Annotated in this window: 20 protein-coding genes; 6 read left to right on the top strand and 14 right to left on the bottom strand. The window is 63.4% G+C overall.

Going from position 1 to position 22,874, the window contains the following annotated elements:
• Positions 1 to 63 precede the first annotated feature (63 nt).
• Positions 64 to 951 carry a LysR family transcriptional regulator gene (locus tag M2334_RS08380; protein ID WP_264587240.1) on the top strand — a complete coding sequence of 296 codons (888 nt, stop codon included), beginning with the start codon at positions 64 to 66 and terminating at the stop codon, positions 949 to 951.
• A 21-nt stretch (positions 952 to 972) separates the two neighbouring features.
• Here M2334_RS08380 and M2334_RS08385 read toward each other — a convergent pair whose 3' ends face one another.
• The 5 genes from M2334_RS08385 to M2334_RS08405 form a co-directional block, all read right to left on the bottom strand.
• Positions 973 to 1,887, bottom strand: coding sequence for a cation diffusion facilitator family transporter (locus tag M2334_RS08385; RefSeq protein WP_264605201.1), 915 nt, complete (start codon positions 1,885 to 1,887; stop codon positions 973 to 975).
• Positions 1,888 to 2,092: 205 nt separating this feature from the next.
• Positions 2,093 to 3,172 (bottom strand): amidohydrolase family protein, encoded by a 1,080-nt coding sequence (locus tag M2334_RS08390; RefSeq protein WP_264575756.1) that lies wholly within the window; start codon positions 3,170 to 3,172, stop codon positions 2,093 to 2,095.
• Positions 3,173 to 3,186: 14 nt separating this feature from the next.
• Positions 3,187 to 6,312 carry a TonB-dependent receptor domain-containing protein gene (locus M2334_RS08395; RefSeq protein ID WP_264605202.1) on the bottom strand — a complete coding sequence of 1,042 codons (3,126 nt, stop codon included), beginning with the start codon at positions 6,310 to 6,312 and terminating at the stop codon, positions 3,187 to 3,189.
• 56 nt (positions 6,313 to 6,368) lie between these two features.
• Positions 6,369 to 7,412, bottom strand: a complete 1,044-nt coding sequence (locus M2334_RS08400; RefSeq protein ID WP_264605203.1) for a FecR family protein — start codon at positions 7,410 to 7,412, stop codon at positions 6,369 to 6,371.
• Positions 7,409 to 7,894, bottom strand: a complete 486-nt coding sequence (locus M2334_RS08405) for an RNA polymerase sigma factor (protein ID WP_264572854.1) — start codon at positions 7,892 to 7,894, stop codon at positions 7,409 to 7,411. The genes M2334_RS08400 and M2334_RS08405 overlap by 4 nt, the downstream gene beginning before the upstream one ends.
• A gap of 223 nt (positions 7,895 to 8,117) precedes the next feature.
• On the opposite strand from M2334_RS08405, the gene mazG reads away from it, so the two are divergent.
• Positions 8,118 to 8,882 carry a nucleoside triphosphate pyrophosphohydrolase gene (mazG, locus tag M2334_RS08410; protein WP_264594461.1) on the top strand — a complete coding sequence of 255 codons (765 nt, stop codon included), beginning with the start codon at positions 8,118 to 8,120 and terminating at the stop codon, positions 8,880 to 8,882.
• Positions 8,883 to 8,891: 9 nt separating this feature from the next.
• Here the strand turns inward: mazG and hflX are convergent, their stop codons facing one another.
• The 7 genes from hflX to dusB all read right to left on the bottom strand — a co-directional run bounded on the left by hflX (position 8,892) and on the right by dusB (position 18,234).
• Positions 8,892 to 10,220 (bottom strand): GTPase HflX, encoded by a 1,329-nt coding sequence (hflX, locus tag M2334_RS08415; RefSeq protein ID WP_264594462.1) that lies wholly within the window; start codon positions 10,218 to 10,220, stop codon positions 8,892 to 8,894.
• 44 nt (positions 10,221 to 10,264) lie between these two features.
• Complete coding sequence (gene hfq / locus M2334_RS08420; protein WP_264570320.1) at positions 10,265 to 10,753, bottom strand: RNA chaperone Hfq; 489 nt, start codon at positions 10,751 to 10,753, stop codon at positions 10,265 to 10,267.
• 150 nt (positions 10,754 to 10,903) lie between these two features.
• A complete protein-coding gene (locus tag M2334_RS08425; protein WP_264585063.1) occupies positions 10,904 to 12,274 on the bottom strand; it encodes a sigma-54-dependent transcriptional regulator in 1,371 nt (456 codons plus the stop codon).
• 12 nt (positions 12,275 to 12,286) lie between these two features.
• Positions 12,287 to 14,539, bottom strand: a complete 2,253-nt coding sequence (locus M2334_RS08430; RefSeq protein ID WP_264594463.1) for an ATP-binding protein — start codon at positions 14,537 to 14,539, stop codon at positions 12,287 to 12,289.
• Positions 14,540 to 14,637: 98 nt separating this feature from the next.
• Positions 14,638 to 16,092, bottom strand: coding sequence for a nitrogen regulation protein NR(I) (gene ntrC, locus M2334_RS08435; RefSeq protein ID WP_264585061.1), 1,455 nt, complete (start codon positions 16,090 to 16,092; stop codon positions 14,638 to 14,640).
• On the bottom strand, positions 16,089 to 17,210 hold the full coding sequence (locus tag M2334_RS08440; protein WP_264578904.1) for a two-component system sensor histidine kinase NtrB: 1,122 nt from the start codon (positions 17,208 to 17,210) through the stop codon (positions 16,089 to 16,091). Before M2334_RS08440 ends, ntrC begins: the two co-directional genes overlap by 4 nt.
• The gene (gene dusB / locus M2334_RS08445; protein WP_264594464.1) at positions 17,200 to 18,234 is read right to left on the bottom strand and encodes a tRNA dihydrouridine synthase DusB; all 1,035 of its coding nucleotides are present in this window, start codon (positions 18,232 to 18,234) and stop codon (positions 17,200 to 17,202) included. The genes M2334_RS08440 and dusB overlap by 11 nt, the downstream gene beginning before the upstream one ends.
• 84 nt (positions 18,235 to 18,318) lie before the next feature.
• Here dusB and M2334_RS08450 point away from each other — a divergent pair, with 84 nt between their 5' ends.
• Both M2334_RS08450 and M2334_RS08455 read left to right on the top strand, forming a co-directional pair.
• Positions 18,319 to 19,527: a bifunctional 2-C-methyl-D-erythritol 4-phosphate cytidylyltransferase/2-C-methyl-D-erythritol 2,4-cyclodiphosphate synthase gene (locus M2334_RS08450; RefSeq protein WP_264605204.1), complete on the top strand. Its 1,209-nt coding sequence runs from the start codon at positions 18,319 to 18,321 to the stop codon at positions 19,525 to 19,527.
• 105 nt (positions 19,528 to 19,632) lie between these two features.
• On the top strand, positions 19,633 to 20,172 hold the full coding sequence (locus M2334_RS08455) for a CinA family protein (RefSeq protein ID WP_181559681.1): 540 nt from the start codon (positions 19,633 to 19,635) through the stop codon (positions 20,170 to 20,172).
• Here M2334_RS08455 and M2334_RS08460 read toward each other — a convergent pair.
• Complete coding sequence (locus tag M2334_RS08460) at positions 20,118 to 20,594, bottom strand: type II toxin-antitoxin system RatA family toxin (RefSeq protein ID WP_264605205.1); 477 nt, start codon at positions 20,592 to 20,594, stop codon at positions 20,118 to 20,120. The two genes, M2334_RS08455 and M2334_RS08460, sit on opposite strands and share 55 nt — an antisense overlap.
• A 6-nt stretch (positions 20,595 to 20,600) precedes the next feature.
• Positions 20,601 to 21,539 (bottom strand): lipoyl synthase, encoded by a 939-nt coding sequence (lipA, locus tag M2334_RS08465; protein ID WP_264572844.1) that lies wholly within the window; start codon positions 21,537 to 21,539, stop codon positions 20,601 to 20,603.
• Positions 21,540 to 21,604: 65 nt separating this feature from the next.
• Between lipA and M2334_RS08470 the strand changes: the two genes are divergently transcribed.
• Positions 21,605 to 22,246: a carbonic anhydrase gene (locus M2334_RS08470; protein WP_181559678.1), complete on the top strand. Its 642-nt coding sequence runs from the start codon at positions 21,605 to 21,607 to the stop codon at positions 22,244 to 22,246.
• Between the two features lie 3 nt (positions 22,247 to 22,249).
• Positions 22,250 to 22,633, top strand: coding sequence for a gamma-glutamylcyclotransferase (locus tag M2334_RS08475; protein ID WP_264605206.1), 384 nt, complete (start codon positions 22,250 to 22,252; stop codon positions 22,631 to 22,633).
• Positions 22,634 to 22,874: the final 241 nt, after the last annotated feature.

Below are 22,874 nucleotides of genomic sequence, written 5' to 3' on the forward strand. Positions count from 1 at the left end.
GAGAAGCAATGTACCGGCGGGCTATCACCGTGATAACCAATTGGTTATCGGTATGGTGTGGGTATGGCGACGACGAGGCAACTCGAGATTTTTCTGGCGGTGGTGGAAGCAGGCGGATTCCGCCGGGCTGCGGATAAGCTCGACATCAGTGAAGCCTCTGTCAGCAAGCAGATAAAAGCTCTGGAACGCGCGTGCGGCACCGCCCTCTTCGACCGCGCGGCTGGAAAATCGCCGGAACTAACCAGCGGCGGTCAGCGCACGCTGAAACTCGCGAACGAAACCCTTCAGCTTAAAAAGCAAATACAATCGCCAAAATTGAACGCAGGTATCGAAGAGGATTTGGAGTTTATAACGAGGCCATATTTCTTCGAAACATTCGTGAAGCCTAAAATAAAAATTATAAATGAAGCCGTTTATCCGAGTAAATTGCGGTTGACGATCCTTGAATCAACATCGGAGATCGTGAGCCGTCTTTCCACAAATCACAGTGCATTCTGCATCGCGAGATTATATGTGCAGCAGAATGATCAAGTGAATTTTCATTATCTCAAAAAGTCTCTGGCCTCGGTCTATGTTCCTACGAACGTTTATAAAATGTGCGTAGATGGAAAAATAAACATCGACGATTTGCCTTATGTGACTCCGAGCTCCAATCATGGGGTCAACGAGATTTGCATCAAGGAAATTCAATCCCGTGAATTTAATCACAACATAATCCAGTCTCAGGTTTTTTCAGATCAGATTATTGCGGAAGCCATTGAGAGGGGCGCCAAGACGTTCCTGCTCGATCATCACGCCCGCTCTGCCGTTGAGAGTGGTGACATCGTGAAATTATCTCATGACGAAACGACCTTCTGGATTACGTTCGTCTGCAGCAAGAAAAGCTCAGATGATATTCAAAAGAGAGTTTTGAGCTCGATCAGGAAAGTCTTTGATCAGGAGATGTTCTAAGTCGGTCGGGGCTTCGCCTTCTCATCCGTGCCGATGCTCTTCCGCACAGGCGAGATCGGCCGCTTCGGTCTGCACCGTCACATGGTGAATGGCGAAGCGCGATGCTATGGCGTTTGTCACCGCCATGCGGACGGCATCTGCCCGCCCCTCCCCGCTCAGGGTGACATGACAGGTACAGCTGATGTCATCGTTCGACATCGACCAGACATGGAGATCATGGACACCGGCAACCCCGGGCACATCAGCGATAACGCGGCGGACCTCGCCCAGATCGAGCCCTTGGGGCGTGCCTTCCAGTAGGATGTTGGTCGTATCGCGCAGGAGGACCCAGGTCCGCGGCAGGACCCACAGGCCGATCGCGATCGCCACGGCGGGGTCAATCCATGTCGCCCCGGTGAGGCGAATGGCAATGGCACCCGCGATCACGCCGATCGAGCCGATCATGTCGGCCCAGACCTCCAGATAAGCCCCTTTCACGTTGAGGCTCTTGTCCTTGCCGGCCGAGAGCAGCCGCATCGAGACGAGGTTCACCACCAGCCCGATCGCCGCCACGATCATCATGCCCAGGGACTGCGTCTCCTGCGGCGCGTTGAAGCGCGAGATCGCTTCGGCGAAGACGTAGATCGCGATCATGAAGAGCAGAACCGCGTTGAAGGCGGCCGCCAGAATCTCGAACCTTCGATAGCCGAACGTCCGCCTGTCATCGGCGGGCCTGCGGCCGATGCGGATGGCTAACAGCGCGATCCCCAGCGCTGCCACGTCCGTCAACATGTGCGCTGCGTCGGACAGCAGGGCGAGGCTGTTGAAGACGAACGCGCCCACCACCTCCGCGACGAGATAGATCGAGGTGAGGATGAGTGCCAGGACCAGCATCCGGGCGCTGGCCCCTGCGGTATGATCATGGGCGTGCCCACCACCGTGATGATCATGCGCCATGTCGGACTCCTTCCATCGCCAGCTTGTGGGCATTCTCTGCCTACGCCATCCGTGCGCCGTAGCGCGCGTATAATGTCGACAGAACGAACAAGCTCAGCAAGGTTGCCGATATGGCGCCGCCAGGCCGGCCCGCCTCAACCCAAAAGAAACAGGCCGCACCAACCCAATGGTGCGGCCTGCGCTGTTTTGCTTTCGCCGCGGTGGCTCAGATCTTGAAAAGCTGCTGCGCGTTGGTGCCCAGGATCTTGTCCCGCTGCACCGGCGGCAGCGCGCTGACCCTTGCCTTCACGCCGACCATGTCCTGGATGGAGAAGGGATAGTCCGAGCCGTAGAGCACCCGGTCCTCGCCCACTTGCTTCACAAGAAATTCGAGCGTGGGCTGGTCGTAGACGATCGCGTCATACCAGAACTTGCGGAAATAGGCGCTCGGTGGCTTGTTGACGAGCCGGCGGCTGGTGGTGTTCTCCCACATCTTGTCCATCCGCGCGATGAGATAGGGCAGCGTGCCGCCGCCGTGGCAGGCGATCAGCTTCAACCCTTCGAACTTGTCCATGAAGCCTGTGAGGATGAAGCGGGCATACACCAGCGCGGTGTCGCTGGTGAAGCCGATGGTGTTGGCGAGGCCGAAGGACTCGACGCCCCACTTCTTGATGTCGACCATCGGCACAGTCGGGTGGATGAACGCCGGCAGGCCGGATTCCTCCACCGCCTTCCAGACCGGATGGAAATGCTCATTGTCCGGCAACATGCCGACCATGTTGGTGATCAGGCAGAGGCCAGCGGCTCCCATGCCGCGCACGCGCGCGAGTTCCTCGATGGCGGCATCGGGATATTGCCAGGGCAGCGAGGCCATCCATTTGATGCGGCCGGGATATTTCTTCTCCGCCGCCGCGAAGTCGTCATTCACCTCGCGCGCGGTCTGGATCGCAACCTCGCGCGTGCTCCAGAACACATTCGGCGCCGTAAGGCTGATGATCGCGATATCGACCCCTGCCTTGTCCATGGCGGCAATGCGCATGTCGAGATCGGTCATATCCGGCGCCAGCCGCACGATCGGCGCGCCACGATAGGAGATCGTTTCGTCCGGCTTGGTCGGGAGGAGGCTCGTGTCCGCATCCGGGTGCTTGCGCAGCATTTCCACCCAGCGCGGGGTGAAATTGTGGGTGTGAACGTCGATGACAGGCACTTTCGCGCCGCCGCGTCGCTGCGCGCCGGCACTGCCGGCCATAGCAGCAAGGCCGAGGCCCGCCGCGCCGGTCAGAATATCTCTGCGTTCCAGGGTCATCTCTTTCTCTCCTCTTAAAATTTCAGACGCACGCCGGCGCGGTAGCTGCGGCCGGTCTGGTCAAAGAAAACAGGGTTGGTCACCGAGTTGCCCGGCGCGATGGGCGGGTCCGTATCGAACAGATTATTGATCGCGGCATAGATCTGCATCGTGGAATCCCCTGCCCCACCGATGGTGTAGCGCAGCGAGAGATTGAAGGTCAGCATGTCGTCCACGACATTATTGTCGATGCTGTTGGCCAGGGTGTTGCTGTAATTGGGATCGTCCGGACCGATCAGGCTCGCGTCGTAGCTGCCCTTGGGAATGTAGTGCCCCTGCACCGTGGCACCGAACGGTCCCTTCTCGAAGGTGAAGGTCCCATCCAGCGTGTATTTCGGCACGCCGATCGGGCCGCCGACCTGACGGCCGGTCTGCCCGGCGCGGTCCAAAGAGCCGGTGGCATCCACCTGGATCAGATCGAACACGCGGGTCGCCAGCAGGTTGATGGCGATGCGATTGTCGGCCCCGAAGCGCTTCGAGAAATCCAGCTCGAAGTCGATTCCGCGCGTCTTGATCTGGTTGACGTTGAGATACTGGTCCACCACGTCCGTGATCAGGCCGCTGGGGCCGGTGTCGCGCGTGATCAGCGCGCAATAGCTGGCCCCGCCCGCGTTACAGCGATCCGTGATGACCTGCGCGCCGACGAGATCGATCGCGTCGCGGATCTTGATGTCGTAATAATCCGCAGAGAAGCGCAGGCCCGGGATCATCCGCGGCTGAAGCACGACGCCGGCGGTGGTGGTATCCGCAATTTCCGGTCGCAGTGCCTGGTTGCCGCCGCGAAACACGCGGGCAAGCACCTGACTGCTGTTGGATATGTCGAAGATGGAGCCTTGGGAGGCGACCAGCGGCGTATAGAGTTCGGCGGCGTTGGGCGCCCGGATGTCACGCGACCGCGTGCCACGAAAGCGCACGCCCTCGACCGGCTCATATATGCCGCCTAGCTTCCACGTCGTCACAGAACCGCTGGTGCTGTAATTCGTGCGGCGGATCGCGCCGTTGAACTCGAGCAGTTCTATGCCGGACATGTCGCGGAGCAGCGGAACGACGGTTTCCGCATAGCCTTCCACGATGTTGATCGTTTCCGGCCCGAAGGACGAGGCATTGGCGATGTAGAAGCCGTTGGTCAGCGAGATCGGGTCTGCCGTGCCGCTCACACGCTCGCTGCGATACTCGCCGCCCACCGCGATGGAGACGGGGCCGGAGCCGAAGTCGAACAGATCGCCCCGCAGGTTGGCGGCGACCACATGCTGCTGAAAGCGCGTGCGCTGTTCGGAGGTGCCGAAGCTGTAGGCGCGCGCCGCCTCCGAGAAGCGATACTGGCCGAACAGGTTGAGGGGCTGACAGCCCGTCGCGGCCGCCCGGACCGCAGCATTGGGGCTGAGGGTCGCACGGCACACGATATTGCCATTGTCCACCCCGGTGCGGAACCGGCCTTCGTCCACGGCATCCAGCGCCCGCGTGAAGTTGGCGGTGATGCGGTTGTTCTCGACGATCTGGCTCGCGTCGGTCTGGCCGAATTGATAATAAGCATCCGCCTTCCAGCCATTGCCCAGATCGGCATCGAAACCGCCGACGATGCGGAAGGTCTTGGTGACATTGTCGCCGACGGCCACGCCAAGGTCCTGCCCGACGCGCCCGAAAGTGAGCGTCTGCGCGCCAAGCGTTGTCATCTGATTGACGATCGACCGCGGCAGATAGGGGTTGTCGCGATTGATGGTCAGATTGGTGTCGCGGGTCTGCGCGCCCGGCGTGATGACTCGCACCCGGCCGTAGGACACATCGATGAAGGGCGTCACCGCGCCCAGCTCATATTCGGTGCGTCCGTAGAGGGCATAGCGCTCCACAGGCACTTTGAGCACGCCGGCGGACCGGAAGGCGTTTTGCCCCTGCCCGCTCCCGCCCTGCATGAACAGCGTCGCATATTGGCCCCGCACGAACGGAACCGGGTTGCCTGCATCGTCGAACTGGATCGTCGCGAGCGCGGTCGGGGCGTTGATCTTGCCGGCGTAGGTCTGTGTCGCCGTGCGCACGTTCGGGCTGATGATCCGCGCCGCCTGGCCGTTGGTGCGGTAGGCGGTGTTGGTCAGAACCTGCCATTCCTGCGCACACAGATCATAGCTGTAGCAGCCGCCCATGCCGCGATTATTGTTATACTCGCCGCCGATGATGATGTGGCCGCGTCCACCGGCAAAGCTGGTGCCCGCTGCGGCGGCGATCAGTTGATCGCTATCCTCGCCTCGCTCGGAGATGCCAGCCTGCACATTGACCCGGAAGCCCTGCAGCTTCTTGTCGAGGATGAAGTTCACGACGCCGGCGACGGCATCCGAGCCATAGGCCGCCGAGGCACCGCCCGTCACGAGCTCGACGCGATTGATGAGGATGCCGGGAATGAGATTGGTGTCGACAGCGCCGGCAATCGTGCTGGGCACGAACCGGCGCCCGTCGACCAGAACCAGCGAGCGCTGCGCGCCCAGACCGCGAAGATCGACCGTGCGGGCACCACCGGCGCCGATGGTCACGCCGGACGTGGTTGGCGAAGTGGTGGCGCGAAAGGCGGGAAGCTGGGCAAGCGCCTCACCCACGCTGGCCGCCGAGGTATTCGCCAGACGCTCGCTGCCGAGCTGCGTGACAGGCGTCGGCGCGGTGAAGCCGGAACGGGCGATCCGTGAGCCCGTGACGACAATCGCATCGCCCTCCTCGGCCTCCGGCGCCGGCTCTGCCTGAGCCATGGCTTGCGGCGCAGGCGCAGCGGGCGCTGGTGCGGCCATGGCGGCGGCAGGCCGCGGCTCCATGCGCACGACGGTGAAGCCGCTGCCGCGCTCCAGCGGCTGCAGTGGCGCGCTTCCTAGCAGCCGGGCCAGCGCTTCCTTGGGCTCATACTGCCCCTTGATCGGCACCGACGGCCCATAGCCGGTGGACGAGGCGGAAAAGACGATCGACGTGCCGCTCTGCAGCCCGAACGTCCGCAGGGCTGATGGCAGAGGCTGCGATGGAATATCGAAATCGACCGGCTTGGCCTGCGCCGCCGAAGCGACCAGCGCGGTCGCCGCCGCGCCGAGCATCAAGGCGCCGCGCGTGTTGAAACCAGACATGAACATGAAAATCCCCTCACCTGTTTTTAGACTTCTCTACCTGATGAGGCGGTTCGCGCGATTTACCTCAGTCGTGCGTTCAGATTTCTTTCACGGGCGATATCCAGCAACCGATATTCCCCGTCGGAAACCCGCGTCCACCGGGCCACGCCCATGGCATCGATGGCCGAAAGAAATGTGGAGACGTCGCCGGCGCGGAGCACGGCACTCATCCGCCGCTCGGCAATGGCGGGCGTGCCAATGAGGATCTTGGCCGGGAGATAGCGATTCATCTCGGCCACGATGTCGCCGAGCCGGGCCTCGTCGAAAATCAGGACACCCTCCCGCCAGCGCGAGACGTTGCGCAGATCGACCGGGGCGAGTGTCCAATTGCCGTCCCCCGCGACGAGGCGGTAGCCCGGGCGCATAAAGACGGTCGACGCCGTGTCCGACTTTGTCTTGAGGCCCTGCACGACGACATGGCCCTCCATGAGCGTCAGCTCGACACTGCGCTCGACGAGATTGACGTCGAACTGGGTGCCGAGCGCCTTGATCCGCTCACCACCGGCCATCACGACGAAGGGCCGCTCGCGATCTTTCGCCACCGCGAAATTGGCGCGGCCGCTGAGCAGTTCGATGCGCCGGGTCGTTTCGCCCATGCTCGCCTTGAGCGCGCTGCTCGCATCGAGGAAGACCTTGCTGCCATCGGGCAGGACGATCGCCGACGTCTTGCCCTCCGGCGTTTCGTAATAGGCTGTGACGACGGACGCTCGCTGTTCGCTGCTGGTGGGGAGCAGATCGAGCGCAACGACTGCTGTCACGGCACCAGTGAGCAGCAGGCCAAGAGCCGCGGCAATGGCGAGCCGGCGCTTGCCGCGCTGTGCCTGGCGCGCCTCTTCGCGCAAGGCCATAATTTCCGGATGGGAGCGGAGGCGGTCGAGTTCCAGAAACTGGGCGACCAGCGCGTCATAGTCGCGTCGGTTCTCGTCGCGTTCGGCCAGCCAGCGCTCGAACTGGCGAACCTCTTGCGGAGGCAATGTCCCTGAGCGCACACGGGCGACCCATCCGGGGGCATCCACCGGCGTCGGCCGGTCGGCGGGTCGCACGAGGCGAGGCAGAAACTTCATTCCGTCCCCCTGGCATTGTCGTGCAATGCTTTCAAAGCCTGCATGATGTGCTTTTCGACCGCGCTCGCCGAGATGCCCAGATGCGCTGCGATCCGGGCGTAGGTCATCTCCTCGAAGCGATGAAGGACGAACACCTGCTGGGTGCGCGGAGGCAGTGTGCGGATCACCTCCAGAGCGGCGGTGAGGCTTTGCTGCCCGATCAGGATGCGTTCTGGCGAGAAGGGATCGATCTGATCCGGCACCTCTTCGTCGGCATAGCGCAACTGGGCATTTTTGTGGTGCCGCCGCGCCAGCACATGGGAGGCGATGGTGAAGAGATAGCCCTGCACATTCTCGATTTCCGCGCTTTTCTGGCGGCTGTGCAGATTGGCCAGCACTTCCTGCACGAGATCCTCAACCTCGCCGATGGGCACCCGTTTGCTGAAATAGCGATGCAAAGCGCGCCGGTGCAGCGACACGCGTTCGTCATCCAAAACGGGCACGGATTTATCCTGCACCTATGCCATCTCCGTGAGAGGTCCATTTGTTCTGTTTTCTATGAGCGTCGTTACCCGGAATTCCTCAGCGCATTCATAAAAAAAGAAAAATCGGGTCCACTTTTAAGGTGGCTCCCTGCCCGATGGGGGCTCTTTCCGGTCCACTCTGGAGTTTGGACATCGACCTGTCTACCGTCTGGCGAGCTATCCTATCGTGACGGAACCTTCATTGAGCAAGACACCCGCAGACATCGCACCGCTTCAGGACATCATGGCTCGGCTTCGCAATCCGGATGATGGCTGTCCGTGGGATGTCGCCCAGACCTTCGCCACCATCGCGCCTTACACGATCGAGGAGGCCTATGAGGTCGCCGACGCCATCGAGTCCGGCGATATGGCGGCGCTCAAGGATGAGCTGGGCGATCTGCTGTTTCAGGTCGTGTTTCACAGCCAGATGGCTTCGGAGCAAAAGGCCTTCGATCTTTCCGATGTCATCTCCGCGATTTGCGAGAAGATGTTGCGGCGCCATCCGCATGTTTTTGCGGCGCCGGGGTCGGTCTCGCCCGGTTGGGATGAGATCAAGGCTGCAGAGCGCGCCGGCAAGCCCTCGGAGGACCGCTCGGCCTTGTCAGGGGTTGCCCTCTCCCTGCCCGCGCTCTCGCGGGCGGAGAAAATCCAGAACCGTGCCGCGCGCGTCGGGTTCGATTGGGATGACATCGCAGATGTGCGCGCCAAGGTGCTGGAAGAGCTGGAGGAGGTCGAACAGGCCACCGATCAGGCAGAGTTAGATGACGAGATCGGCGACCTGTTGTTCGCCGCCGTCAATCTCGCGCGGCATCATCATGTCGATCCCGAGACGGCGCTCCGCCGGGCGAGCGGGAAGTTCGAGCGGCGGTTCCGCGCCATGGAAGCCGATGCGGGCAAGGCATTTCCCGGCTTGTCTCTGGATGAAAAGGAAGCGCTCTGGCAGAAGATCAAGCGCGCCGAGCGTTGAAAGCGACCCTCAGGCGATCAGCCCGGCCTGGTCGCCATGCACGCGCACGAAGCGATCATAATCGGCCGGCTCCATTCGCACAGAAACGTGGATGGTGACCTCGGCCCCGTCGGCCTCCGCCGCTTCCGACAGCACTTCGCCATGGGCATGAAGCCAGGCAAGCGCCGCGCCTTCACGTCCGCTCAGATCGAACTCGTAGCGCCGGTGACTCTTGCCGAGGATATCGGAAAGGCGTCGGCGTAGCGCCTCGATCCCCTCGCCCGTCAGCGCGGAAACAAGGGCGACATCGGGCTCATGCTCAGCCCGGTTGCGGATCGCGGCCTGATGGTCGGGATCGTCGATCAGATCGACCTTGTTCCAGACTTCCAGCACCGGCACGGCGCTATCCACGGGCGCATCGTCGTCCTCACCGGCGACCGCGCCCAGATCGGCCAGCACGTCCAGCACATCGGCTTTCTGCGCGTCGCTGTCGGGATGCGCGATATCACGCACATGGAGGATGAGATCGGCGGACAGCACCTCTTCCAGCGTTGCGCGGAACGCTGCGACGAGCTGGTGCGGCAGATCCGACACGAAGCCCACCGTATCCGACAGAATAGCCTTGTCGATGCCCGGCAGGCTAATCTGCCGCATCGTGGGGTCGAGCGTGGCGAAAAGCATGTCCTGCGCGACCACCGCCGATCCGGTCAGGCGATTGAACAAGGTCGATTTGCCCGCATTGGTATAGCCGGCGAGCGCGATCACCGGCCAAGGCGCGCGCTGGCGCCGGGCACGATGGAGCCCACGGGTTCGCGTGACCTGCTCAAGCTCGCGCCGGATGCGGGCCATGCGATCGCGGATCATCCGCCGGTCGGCCTCGATCTGCGTTTCGCCGGGGCCGCCAAGAAAGCCAAAGCCGCCCCGCTGCCGTTCAAGGTGCGTCCAGCTGCGCACCAGCCGGCCGGCCTGATAATCGAGATGCGCCAGCTCGACCTGCAACCGTCCCTCGGCCGTGGCGGCGCGCTCGCCGAAAATCTCGAGGATAAGGCCGGTGCGGTCGATGACCTTGGCGGCGCAATTCTTCTCTAGATTGCTCTGCTGGACCGGCGTCAGATTATTATCGACGACGATGAGCTCGGCCTGCTCGCGCGCGGCCAGTGCGGCGATTTCTTCCACCTGCCCGGAGCCGAACAGCGTGGCAGGGCGGGACTGTCGCACGCGGAACGCCGCGGTCCCGCACACGTCCAGTCCGATGGCGAGCGCGAGGCCTTTGGCTTCTTCCAGCCGGGCCGACACATCCCGCCGCTGGCGTCGCCCGAGATCGGCGTGGACCACGATGGCCCGCGTTCCACGCGTCACTTCTTCCTGATCGAGATGAAAACTAATGGGTCATCCCCATCTGTTCAGTCCTCATCTTCATCATTTTCGCCCGAGAGATCGAGCGGATGGGTGGGCTGAACGGTCGAGATGGCATGCTTGTAGACGAGCTGCACGAGGCCATCGCGCTGGAGCAACATGCAGAACAGGTCATAAGCCGCGATCTCACCCTGAAGCATCACGCCGTTGACCAGGAACATGGTCACCGGGTCACCGGACTTATGGACCGCCGACAGGAAAATTTCCTGCAGAAGCTTCGGCTTGCGCTCATTTGATGAGAAAGCGGATTCAATCTTGGCGAGATCCATCGGATGCGCTGGCATGACCGTGGAAATGGCGTGCTTGTAGACCAGTTGGGTTTGACCGTCGCGCCGAAGCAGGACCGAGAAATTATCAAACCAGGTGACGATGCCCTGAAGCTTGACGCCCTTGACCAGAAACATGGTCACCGGGGTCTTGCTCTTGCGAAGGCTGTTGAGAAATATGTCCTGTAAGTTATTGAGTTTTTCGGCCATTTTCTACTCCATTATTGGCGGCTCGCTGTCCGCGTCGCGCTCTGTCAGAGCGTCGATATGCCCCATGAGTGGGGTGACTGGTGCACGCTATGTGATTCCCAGGGAGAAATCCAGCCCCGGTTTGTTGCGCTGCACAAAGGTTCTGAGTGCTCAACTATCGCGTTCATCTCCCAAGCCAAGCGACTTCAGCTTGCGGTGCAAGGCCGACCGCTCCATGCCAATAAACGCAGCGGTCCGCGAAATGTTGCCGGAAAAGCGCTTGATTTGGATGCGCAGATACTCCCGCTCGAAATTCTCGCGCGCTTCCCGCAGCGGCGCCCCCATGATCGCGGTGGACATGCCGCTGTCGTCGCCGCCGCCAGTGGCCTCCGCCGGCAGCATCTCCAGCTCGATGACGCCGCCCGAATTCATCGGCGCCAGAATGACGGTGCGCTCCACGACATTGCGGAGCTGGCGGACATTGCCCGGCCAATCAGCCGATTGCAGGGCGGCCATCGCATTGGGCGCCATGTTCGGCGAGGCCATGCCGCGCTCGGCGGCAAAGCGCGCCAGATAATGCTCGACCAGCCCAGGAATGTCGTCCCGCCGTTCTGCCAGCGGTGGCAGGGTGAGCGGCACGACGTTGAGCCGGTAATAGAGATCTTCCCGGAACCGCCGCTCGGCAATCTCTTCCTTGAGATCACGGGCCGTGGATGAGATGACCCGGATGTCGACCTTCACCTGCCGCTGGCCGCCGATGCGCGTAAAGCTTTGGTCGGTCAGCACCCGCAGGATCTTGCCCTGCGTGGTGAGGGGCATGTCCGCGATTTCGTCGAGGAACAATGTGCCGCCATGGGCCTGCTCCAGCAGGCCGGGCCGGATCACCCCGTCCGAACCCTCAACGCCGAACAGCGCTTCTTCGGCGCGCTCCGGCTCGATCCGCGCCGCCGTGACGATCACGAACGGACCGCTCGCCCGGGTCGACCAATTGTGGAGCATCCGCGCCGCCACTTCCTTGCCGACGCCGGCCGGTCCGGTAATCAGCACCCGGCTGCCGGTGCCGGCGACCTTCTTGATCGTGGCACGCACCGTGTTGATCGCATTGCTGGTGCCGGTCAGTTCCTCTTCCTGTCCGAAGCGCGCGCGCAGCACCTGATTTTCCCGGCGCAGGCGCTCGGTTTCCGTCGCCCGGTTGACGATGTGAAGAAGCTGGTCGGATTCAAACGGCTTCTCGATGAAATCGACCGCCCCGCGGCGGATCGCCGCGACGGCCGTATCGATATTGCCATGGCCCGAGATCATCAGCACCGGAATGCTGGGGTCTCGCTCCTTGATGATGTCGAGCAGTTCGAGGCCATCCAGCTTTGACCCCTGCAGCCACACGTCCAGCAACACCAGCGATGGGCGCCGCGCGGCAAGCGCTTCCAACGTCTCGTCACTATTGGCGGCTAGGCGCGTCTCGAACCCCTCATCCTCGAGGACACCCGCGACCAGTTCCCGGATATCGGCTTCGTCATCGACGATCAGAACATCAAGCGCCATTCAACGTCTCTTTCATATTGTCTCGGCCCTCTCGTCGCCCTCTGCGAGGCGCGACAGCCGTTCCACGTCGAAGCGGAGAGTCACGACCGTGCCTCCGCTTTCGGCATCGCCGAAGGTGATGGAGCCGAAATGCTCCTCGACGATCTTCTTCACGATCGCGAGCCCGAGGCCGGTGCCCTTGGCGCGCGTCGTCATATAGGGTTCGATGATCCGCTCGCGCTGCTCGGGCAGGCCGATGCCGTCGTCGGTCACGGAGATGGCGAGCTGCCCTTCCTCACGCAGCACGAGCATCGTCACATGGCCATGCGGGGCATTGGCGGGCGGTTGATCGCCTTCCCCCTTCGGCGTGTCGGCAAGATGCCGCTGCTCGATGGCCTCGACCGCGTTCTTGACGATATTGGTCAGCGCCTGGCCGATCTGCCGGCGGTCGCAGACCAAGGCCGGATCGGCTTCCTCGCTAGCGAAGGTGAAAGTAATCTCGGGGTGCGCGACCTCATGCAGGAACATCGCATGGCGAGCGATGTCGATCACCGCTTCCTCGCGGAAGACGGGCTTGGGCATGCGTGCGAAGGAGGTAAACTCATCGACAATACGGCGCAGATCGCCGACCTGCCGCACGATCGTCTCGGTCAGGCGGCGGAAGGTGCTGGGGTCGGACTCGATCTCCTTGCCATAGCGCCGCTGTAGCCGCTCGGCGGCGAGCTGGATCGGGGTCAGCGGATTCTTGATTTCGTGGGCGATGCGGCGGGCGACATCCGACCAGGCGGCGCGGCGCTGGTCGAGCAGTTGCTCGGTGATATCATCGAAGGTCAGTACCTGATTGCCGTCCTCGACGACCACCCGAACCGCGAGGGTCCGCACTTCGCCCCGGGCGCGGATTTGGATAATGTCGGCGCCGGTGCCAGCCTCCATCAGCGCTGCTAGCTCTTCGGACACATCAGCAAGCCTTTGGCCGACCGCCTGTTCGCCGGGGCGCACGAGCAGACCCGCTGCCGAGCTGTTCAGGATCTGGATGGTGCCATCGCGGTCGACAGACACCACGCCCGCGCTGACACCGGATAGCACGGCCTCGATCAGCGCCCGCCGATCGGCGAGCTGATTATTGGCCGAAACGAGCGCGCCGGTCTGCGCCTCCAACCGCTGGGTCATCCGGTTGAATGCGCTTGCCAGCGTGCCCAGCTCATCGCGGGAGTGGGAATCGGTGACCCGCGCGGAGAGATCGCCTGCCGTCACGCGCCGGGCAGCATCCACCAGCTCTCCCACCGGTCTAACGAGTCGATCCGCCACGGCCAGCGCAATCCAAACTGCTGTGCCCACCAGCATCAAGGTGCCGATGAACAACGCGATGTTGAAGCGCAGCTGCAACTGCCGGGACCGCGCGGCAAACTCATCATAATCGGCGAGCACGGCCTGTGCGCGCTCCATCTCGCTGAAAGCGGAAACGGCCGAATCGCGGGTGGCGTAGAGGAAGGTGTTGGACTCTGGATAGAGCAGCACAAAGGCTTCGATCTGGTTGGGCTTGGCCTGCACCACGACGGGCTGGCCATTGCGCAGATCGCGGATGATCTCCGGCGTCAGCATATCCGTGGCCGTCTGCCGTTCCGGATCGACCGTCGCTGCCGTCCGCGCGACGCCGTCCTTGCCGATCTCGATGATCGCTGAGCGGTTCAGTTTCCGCGTGACCACCTGATAGATATAACCCTCCGCGAAGGACGGGCTGGAAATGCTTGATTGGGAGAGATAATTGCGCAGGTCTCCCGCCATCGTCACGGTCTCGTCGCTCAACTCCTTGAGGTTGGACTGATAATAGCCGCGCGCGAGATCAGAGGCGTTCTGGAGCATGCCGCGCGCGTCGGCCGAGAACCAGAACTGCACACCATATTGGAAGAGCAGCGAGGCAAAGATCACCACCAGCAGGAGCGGAAGGCTCGCGATCACCGAGAACAGGGCGACGAGGCGGACGTGCAGACGCCCGTTGCCGCCCACGAGACTGCGATTGGCGCGCCGACGGGCGATCCTTTGCCCAAGCAGAACGAGCAGCAGAATAGCGGGGAGAAGATTGAGGACCAGCAGCAGCGCCACCACGGCGGCGCTGAGCAATGTATCATCATCCTGCGGACGCGTGAGCAACCACCAGGTGAACCCCGCCGTGGCGACAAAGACCCCCGCTGTGAGCGGAACAGCCAGACGACTGAGCCGCTGCCAGATGCGCAACGGCCGCGACGGATCGCTTACATTGTCCAGCACGGTCGATCTTTGATCCATCGTGGCACCGATACAACATCAGCGTGGCGGAGCAAACACGCTTAACGCGCCACGGTGGAAGTTACGGCGCTGGCCGGCCCCGGTCTATCGCACCGCAATCAGCGATGGCGCAGCGGCATGGTGGGGTCGATATCATAGTGGTTAAGCTTCTTGCGCAAGGTGTTGCGATTGAGCCCCAGTGTGGCCGCCGCCCTGATTTGATTGCCATCCATTGCGGCGAGAACTTCACTCAGGAGCACAGGTTCGATGACGTCGAGCAGCCGGTCGTAAAGCTCGCAAGGACTCGCATTGCCGCCGACCGCGAGGTGATCCCGCGCCCAGCGCCGCGCCGCTTCCGCCAGATCGGCGGCGCTGCTGTCGGCCGGGTCGCCCACGCTGTCCTGCACGCGCAGCACTTGGCGGACATGCTGGACCTGAATTTCCTGATCGCGCGTGAGCACGGTCAGACGCTTCATCAGGTTCTGGAGTTCGCGCACATTGCCCGGCCAGTCATAGCGCTCGAGCAGCGCGGCGGCTTGCTCGGAGAGCAGCTTGCTCGGCAACCCCTCGAAGACCGCCTGATCGAGGAAATGCCGCGCGAGGATTGCGACATCACCCGTTCGCTCGCGCAGCGCCGGCAGGCGAATCGGCACGACGTTGAGCCGGTAGAACAGGTCTTCGCGGAACCGGCCTTCGCTAATCAGGGTTGGCAGATCCTGATTGGTGGCGGCAATGATGCGCACGTTCACCCGCACCGGCCTCGTGCCGCCCACCGTCGTGATTTCGCCGGACTGGAGCACCCGCAGCAGCCGCGTTTGCGCATCCATCGGCATGTCGCCGATTTCGTCGAGAAACAGCGTGCCGCGCTCGGCCTGCTCGAACCGGCCCGCCGTTCGGGCGAAGGCACCCGTAAACGCGCCCTTTTCGTATCCGAACAGTTCGGCCTCGATCAGCTCACGGGGAATGGCAGCCATGTTGATGGCCACAAAGGGTTCATTGCGGCGCGGCCCCAGGCTGTGGATCGCCTCGGCCACCAGTTCTTTGCCGGTGCCGGATTCGCCTAAAACCAGAATGTTGAGATCATTGCCCACCACCCGCGCGATCGTGCGATAGACCTCCTGCATCTGCGGCGAGCGCCCGATGAGGGGCAGGCCGTCGTCCGTGCCCTCACCAGCCGCGGGTTCCGCCAGCTTGCCCTTGGCCCGAACACTGAGGGCTTCGGCTACCGCGCGGCTAAGCTCATTCAGATCGAACGGCTTGGGCAGATATTCAAATGCCCCCTGCCCCGTGGCGCGTACGGCCGTGTTGAGCGTGTTCTGCGCCGAGAGGATGATGACCTTGAGGTCAGGCTCGGAAGCCAGAATATTGCCGACATCATCGAGACCATCGCCGTCCGGCAGGATCACGTCGGTAATCAGCACATCGGGCGTGAAGCTCGCCAGCGCCTCATGGCGCTCGGCTATCGAGCCGGCGGTGCGGATGATGTGGCCTTGCCGCTTGAGCGCCTCGCTGACGACCATGCAGATCGCCGGATCGTCATCGACCACCAGAACCTTGCCGGTCAGGCGCGTCATAGGCTCCCTCCCATGGGCAGGAGAACCCGGAAGATCGACCGCCCGGCCACCTTGTCGCGCTCATATTGCACAAGGCCGTTCATATCGCGCACCAGCTTGTCGACCAGCGCTAGGCCAAGGCCCTGTCCGCTGCGCTTGTTGGAAATGAAGGGGTTAAACAGCACATCGCGAATATTGTCCGGCACGCCGGGGCCATTGTCGATCACCTGAATCTCGATCTGCAGCGGTGCGGCGCCCTTGCCGCGCGCGCCCATCACCGACAGGCCATGGCGATAAGCGGTCGCGACCTGAACCGCGCCATCCGCCATGCCATCCACGGCCTCCACCGCATTCTTGACCAGATTGAGCATGATCTGCACCAGCGCGTCGCCATTCACCTGTGCGAATGGGAGAGACGGGTCATAGGTGCGGGTGATCGTGCAATTGCGGGCGAACCCGGCGCACGCCAGTTCCACGGCCCGGTCGAGCAGCGGATAGATATTCTCCGGTCGGCATTCGAGCGGCTGATTGCTGGTGAAATGCTGCATCCGGTCGATCAGGGCGGCGATCCTGTCCACCTCGTCGCAGATCAGCTTGGTGAGCGGCCGGGTTGCCTCCCCGGCATCGCCCTCCAGCAATTGCGCCGCGCCGCGAATGCCCGAAAGCGGGTTCTTGATCTCATGAGCGAGCATCGCTGCCGCGCCGGTCGCCGAGCGCACGCCCATCGACGTGCGGCGGGTGCCGAGCGCCTGCGATTGGCCATGGACATGCAGGGCGACGATCCGCCAGCGATCGTCCTCCAGCAGCGGATGAATGAGAATATCCATCTCCAGCGCTTCATTCCGCCCGGCATGGACCTGAATATCATAGGCAGACAGCGGCTTGTCCGTCATCCAGATCGCCGCATCGACGCGTGGATCGGCAATGCGCAGCACACGCCCGATGGCGCTGCCGACCAGTGCCGAGCGGGCCATATTGAGCAGATTCTCTGCGCGGGCATTAGCCAGGACGATCCGGCCGTCCGGATCGATCATCAATGTCGCGACGGGATGCGCGGAGACGATTTCGGCAGCGGCAGGCAGGGATCGGGTCGGTGCATTCGCATCCGCCCCAGCCCTGAAATCGGCCTCAGGCTGCATTCCTGGCCTGTTCCGGTTCCTGATCGAGCCGTTCAGGGTGCGTCACGAACGGGGCGTAGAAGCGCTCCAGCATATCGAGCACGGTCGCCGCATCCGGCACCTGATTGACCATGTTGCGGAACTCGGCCGAGCCGGGCAGGCCCTTGGTGTACCAGCCGAGATGCTTGCGGGCCATATTGACGCCGGTCGTCTCACCATAGTGATCCAGCATCGCGCGATAATGCTCGACGATCACGGCATATTGCTCGGCAATGTCGGGGTTCTCAACGGTCCGGCCGCTCACCAGCCCCTGCATAACCTGCCCCAGTAGCCAGGGCCTGCCATAGGCGCCGCGCCCGATCATCACGCCATCGGCACCGCTCTGCGCCAGCGCGGTGCGCGCGTCGTCGAGCGAGCAGATGTCGCCATTCACGATGACGGGCAACCTCACCGCATCCTTGACGCGGCGCACGAACGCCCAGTCCGCGCTGCCCTTGTACATCTGGTTGCGGGTCCGCCCGTGAACCGTGATCAGCTTGGCCCCGAGATCCTCGGCGATGTGCGCAAGCTCCGGCGCGTTCAGGCTGTCATGGCACCAGCCCATCCGCATCTTGACGGTCACCGGCACATCGACCGCCTTCACGGTCGCTTCGATCAGTCGGGCAGCGAGCGGCAGGTCGCGCATCAGCGCTGAGCCGGCATCGCCATTCACCACTTTCTTGACCGGGCAACCCATGTTGATGTCGATGATGGCCGCGCCTCGATCGGCATTGAGCTTGGCTGCCTCAGCCATTTCAGCGGGCTGGCAGCCGGCGAGCTGAAGCGACACCGGTTCCTCGACCGGGTGCCAGGCGGCCTTCTGCAGCGATTGCCGCGTCTCGCGGATCATCGCGGGCGAGGCGATCATTTCGGTGACGTTAAGGCCCGATCCATAGCGCCGCACGAGCGTGCGGAACGGCATGTCAGTCACGCCCGTCATGGGCGCAAGAACGACCGGTGTCTCGATCCGCACGGGACCGATCTGGATGGGTTTGAGCAGCGTCATGACCGGAATGTTGCCTAAAAAACAGGCAGCCCTTACCGCGAATGACGCTGGCGGGCAAGCAAGCCGTGCGCTAAGCGCGCCTCCATGCCCGATCAAGCCCCTCGCGCAGGCCTGTCAGCCGCGATTTTGCTCGCTGCCGGTGCCGGCTTGCGCACCGGTCACGAGACACCCAAGCAGGTGCGAACGCTCGCCGGCAAGCCGGTTGTGGCCCATGCGCTGGATGCGTTGCGCGCCCATCCCGGCGTTGGCCCTATGGCGCTCGTCGTGCCGCCAGGCAGCGAGGATGCGATGCGCAGCCTGCTCGGTCCCCGCGCGGAAGGTCTGACGATCGTCGCAGGGGGCAGCAGCCGGCGCCTATCGGTTCGCGCAGGTCTTGAGGCGTTGGCCGGCAGCGAGCCCGGTGCAGCCCATGTGCTCGTTCATGACAGCGCCCGACCGCTGCTTCCGGTTGCCGTCATCGACCGCGTGCTCGGCGCACTCGCCGATGGCGCGCGATGCGTGGTTCCGGTACTCCCGGTGGTCGACACGCTGGTGCGCTCCGGTGGCGACGAGGCCGGCCAGGTGGTCGATCGGTTGACCCTCGCGCGCGTGCAGACTCCGCAGGGCTTCGATTTTGCTGCGCTCATGGCCGCCCATCAGCAGTGGACGGGCCCCGAAGAACCGACCGACGACGCGCAGATGTTGCGGCGCGCGGGCATCGACGTGGCATTGGTGCCAGGCGACAGCGCGCTTGAGAAGATCACGGGACCGGGCGATCACGAACGGATGGAGCGAATATTGACGGCCGGCATGAGCACGCGCGTGGGCATGGGTTTCGATGTGCATCGCCTTGTGGAAGGCGAAGATCTCTGGCTGTGCGGCGTGCAGATCCCCCACAGTCATGGCCTCTCCGGCCATAGCGATGCCGACGTGGCGATCCATGCGCTGGTCGATGCGATACTTGGCGCGCTGGCGGAGGGGGATATCGGGAGCCATTTTCCACCCAGCGACCCGCAATGGAAGGGCGCGGCTTCGGATCGGTTCCTGGCCTTCGCCTGCGATCGCGTGTCGGCGCGCGGCGGTCGGATCGATCATGTCGACGTGACGATCATTTGCGAGGCACCCAAGATCGGGCCGCGTCGCGGGACGATGCGCGCCCGCTTGGCGGAGATCATGATGTTGCAGGAAGCGCGGATCAGCGTGAAGGCCACCACGACCGAGCGACTGGGGCTGACCGGCCGCGGCGAGGGCATCGCGGCGCAGGCGGTGGTCACCCTGCGCCTGCCGGACGACGATGCTGAAGCGGCATCGTGACGCGGCCCCAAGGCAACCAACTGCGGCCCGCCACCGTTCCCGCTCATCGAGGCCATCATTATTGGCGTTGGCTTTTCCACTCGATGCGATCATGCGTGGACGATCATGAGTGAGTCGACCCTGAACAAAGCCGATGGCGTGCTGCCGCCCGAACTCGTTGCTCTGGCCCGCCGCGTTATCGCGGAAAATCGCGCCATTGGCCGCACTGTGGCGGTAGCGGAGAGCTGCACCGGGGGACTCGTCGCGGCTGCATTGACCGAAATTCCGGGCTCGTCCGCCGTGTTCGAGGCAGGCTTCGTGACCTACTCCAACGCGCAGAAGGTCAAGCTGCTCGGTGTGAGCGAAGATGTGATCGATGCCTTCGGGGCGGTCTCCATCGCCACCGCTTGGGCGATGGCGCATGGTGCCCTCAACCGGACGGGCGCCGATGTCGCCGTCTCGATCACCGGCGTGGCCGGTCCCGATGGGGGAACGGAGCTGAAGCCGGTGGGGACGGTCGTGTTCGCCCGCGCGGAAAAAGGCATGCAGGATGCCGATGCCGTCGCTGACTTGCGGAAATTTGAGGATGAAGGCCGCGCGAAAGTGCGGCTTCAGGCGGCGCTATGTGCGCTCGAACTGCTGCTGCCCGAGGCATCGGCGCCGTAAAGGGCCACCGCCCGCTCTTCAAAAGCGCCGATCATCTTGCGCAGCGCCCGGTCGAACACCTGGCCGGCCAGCATTTCGAACATGCGGCTCTTGAACGCGAAATCGACTTCGAAGTCGATCAGCACCCCGCCCTCCCCGTCCGGCCGGAAACGCCAGTCGTTGGAGAGATGGCGCAACGGCCCGTCGACATAATCGACATGCACATGGTGCGGCCGCTCCTTCACGACGCGCGAGGTGAAGGTCTCCCGCAGCCCCTTGAAGCCCACGACCATGTCCGCCAGCATCTCCGTGTCGCTGTTCGAGCGGACCCGCATGGCGCTGACCCAGGGCAGGAACTCCGGATAAGACGCGACGTCAGCCACCAGATCGAACATCTGTTCGGGCGAGTAAGGCAGATGGCGGGTTTCGTTATGCTTGGGCATGGGGGTTCACAGGCTGCTTTTCATCGCGGCTTTGGCGAGCGCGGTTTCGCGCGCGGCGCGCATCTGGGCAAAGTCGTCGCCGGCATGATAGCTTGAGCGGGTCAGCGGGCTGGAAGCGACCTGCAGGAAGCCCTTCGCACGCGCGATGGCGGCATAAGCCTTGAACGCCTGCGGGGTCACGAACTCCGCGACGGCAGCGTGCTTTGGCGTCGGGCGCAGATACTGGCCCATGGTCAGGAAATCGATATCCGCCGAACGCATGTCGTCCATCACCTGATGGACCTCAAGCCGCTGCTCGCCAAGGCCGAGCATGATGCCGGACTTTGTGAAGATCGAGGGATCGAGGCGCTTCACCGTCTCCAGCAGCCGAAGCGAGGCATAGTAGCGCGCGCCGGGGCGGATCGTGGGATACAGCCGGGGCACCGTCTCGAGATTGTGATTATACACATCCGGCCGCGCCGCGACGATGGCCTCCACGGCGGCCTCATGCTTGTTGCGGAAATCCGGCGTCAGAATTTCGATCGTCGTTTCCGGCGTGGTGCGGCGCAACGCCTCGATCACCTTCACGAACTGCCCTGCCCCGCCATCGGCCAGATCATCGCGGTCCACCGACGTCACGACGATGTGCTCAAGGCCCATTTCGGCGCAGGCATCGGCCAGATTCTGCGGCTCGCGCGGATCGACGGGCCGGGGCATCCCGGTCTTCACATTGCAGAAGGCGCAGGCCCGCGTGCAGGTGTCGCCCAGGATCATCACCGTGGCATGCTTCTTGGTCCAGCACTCACCGATGTTCGGGCAGGCCGCTTCTTCACAGACCGTCGCCAGCCCCTTGTCGCGCATCAGCTTGCGTGTGGCTTCGTAACCGGCGCTCACCGGCGCCTTGACGCGGATCCAGTCGGGCTTGCGCGGGCGGAAGCCTGCGGGATCGGACGAGAGATCGTTCATGCCGCCCAGATAGCGACCGCAAAGCCCGCTTGCCAGCCCCCACGATCATCGGCAAAGAAATTGCCATGGTACAGTTTTCAGACATGCTCGAAGGATATCGCCGGTTTCGCGGTCAGGACTGGTCTGAACAGCGCACGCGCTGGGCGGAACTGAGCGAGGGCCAGAGCCCGCGCGTTATGGTGATCGCCTGTTCGGATAGCCGCGTCGATCCGACCCAGATTTTCGACACCAGTCCCGGGGAAATCTTCGTCGTCCGCAACGTGGCGGCGCTAGTCCCGCCGTTCGAGACCAATCCCGGGCGGCACGGCGTCTCCGCTGCCGTCGAGTTCGCCGTGCAGTTCCTCGGCGTGGGGGAAATTCTTGTGATGGGCCACGGCATGTGCGGCGGCTGCAACGCGGCGCTCACCCGGGCCATGCACGATGCGGCGCCCGGCGAGGGCGGGTTCATCGCGAACTGGATATCCCTGCTCGATGATGCGCGGGCAGAGGTCGTCGCGACGCATGGCAGCGACCATGGCGGCGCGGCGGGCCGGGCGATGGAACTGGCGGCCGTCAAGGTCAGCCTCGCTAATCTGCGCACGTTCCCGTGGATCGCGGAAAAGGAAGCCAGCGGTGCGCTGGCCCTGCGAGGCGCATTCTTCGCCATATCCGATGGCGTCCTGCATGTGCTCGATGAGCAGAGCGGCGACTTCGCTCCGTTCGAATAGGCAATGGACACAGAATTCGCCTTCTTCGTCTACGGACTATTGATGACAGGCGGACCGGGCTTCGCGGCGCTCGGCATGGAGGGCGGCGTTCGCCGCCTCGGGCCGGACCGGGTGGTCGGCCGGCTCTATCATCTGGGTGATTATCCCGGGTTGGTAACGGGCGAGTCCGGCGTGGTGCATGGCGAATTGATCGGCATCCGCGATCCGCTGCTGCTCGAGAAAATGGATGTCTACGAGTTGTACGATCCCGATAAGCCCGGCGCGTCAGAGTATCGCCGCATCGAGGTCGACCTCCTGGACAGCGGGCGTCGGGTCTGGACCTATGAGTATAATCGCAGTGTCGAGGGTCTGCCGGTGATTGCCACCGGCCAGTGGCGCAACGCGTAGCCCGGCGTCGCGCTGACATCCCGCGCCCTCGCCACATTGGGTCGATCCGCGCCGAGTCGGCGGACGCTGGTGGAGCTGTTGGTCTAAATTGCCAGCATGGTGGCGACCCCTTGTCCGTCAAAAGCAATCCGCCGGAGCACCAGACCGGGTCCGATTCTGCAGTGAGGGGCAGCCGAGCGGCCTGACGGGAGCGGCGATGAGTCTTTGACCCACCGAGCCCCTGCCCTCCCTGCAAGCCTCC

The organism is Sphingobium sp. B11D3D, assembly GCF_025961755.1.
In the GTDB taxonomy this organism is placed as follows: domain Bacteria; phylum Pseudomonadota; class Alphaproteobacteria; order Sphingomonadales; family Sphingomonadaceae; genus Sphingobium.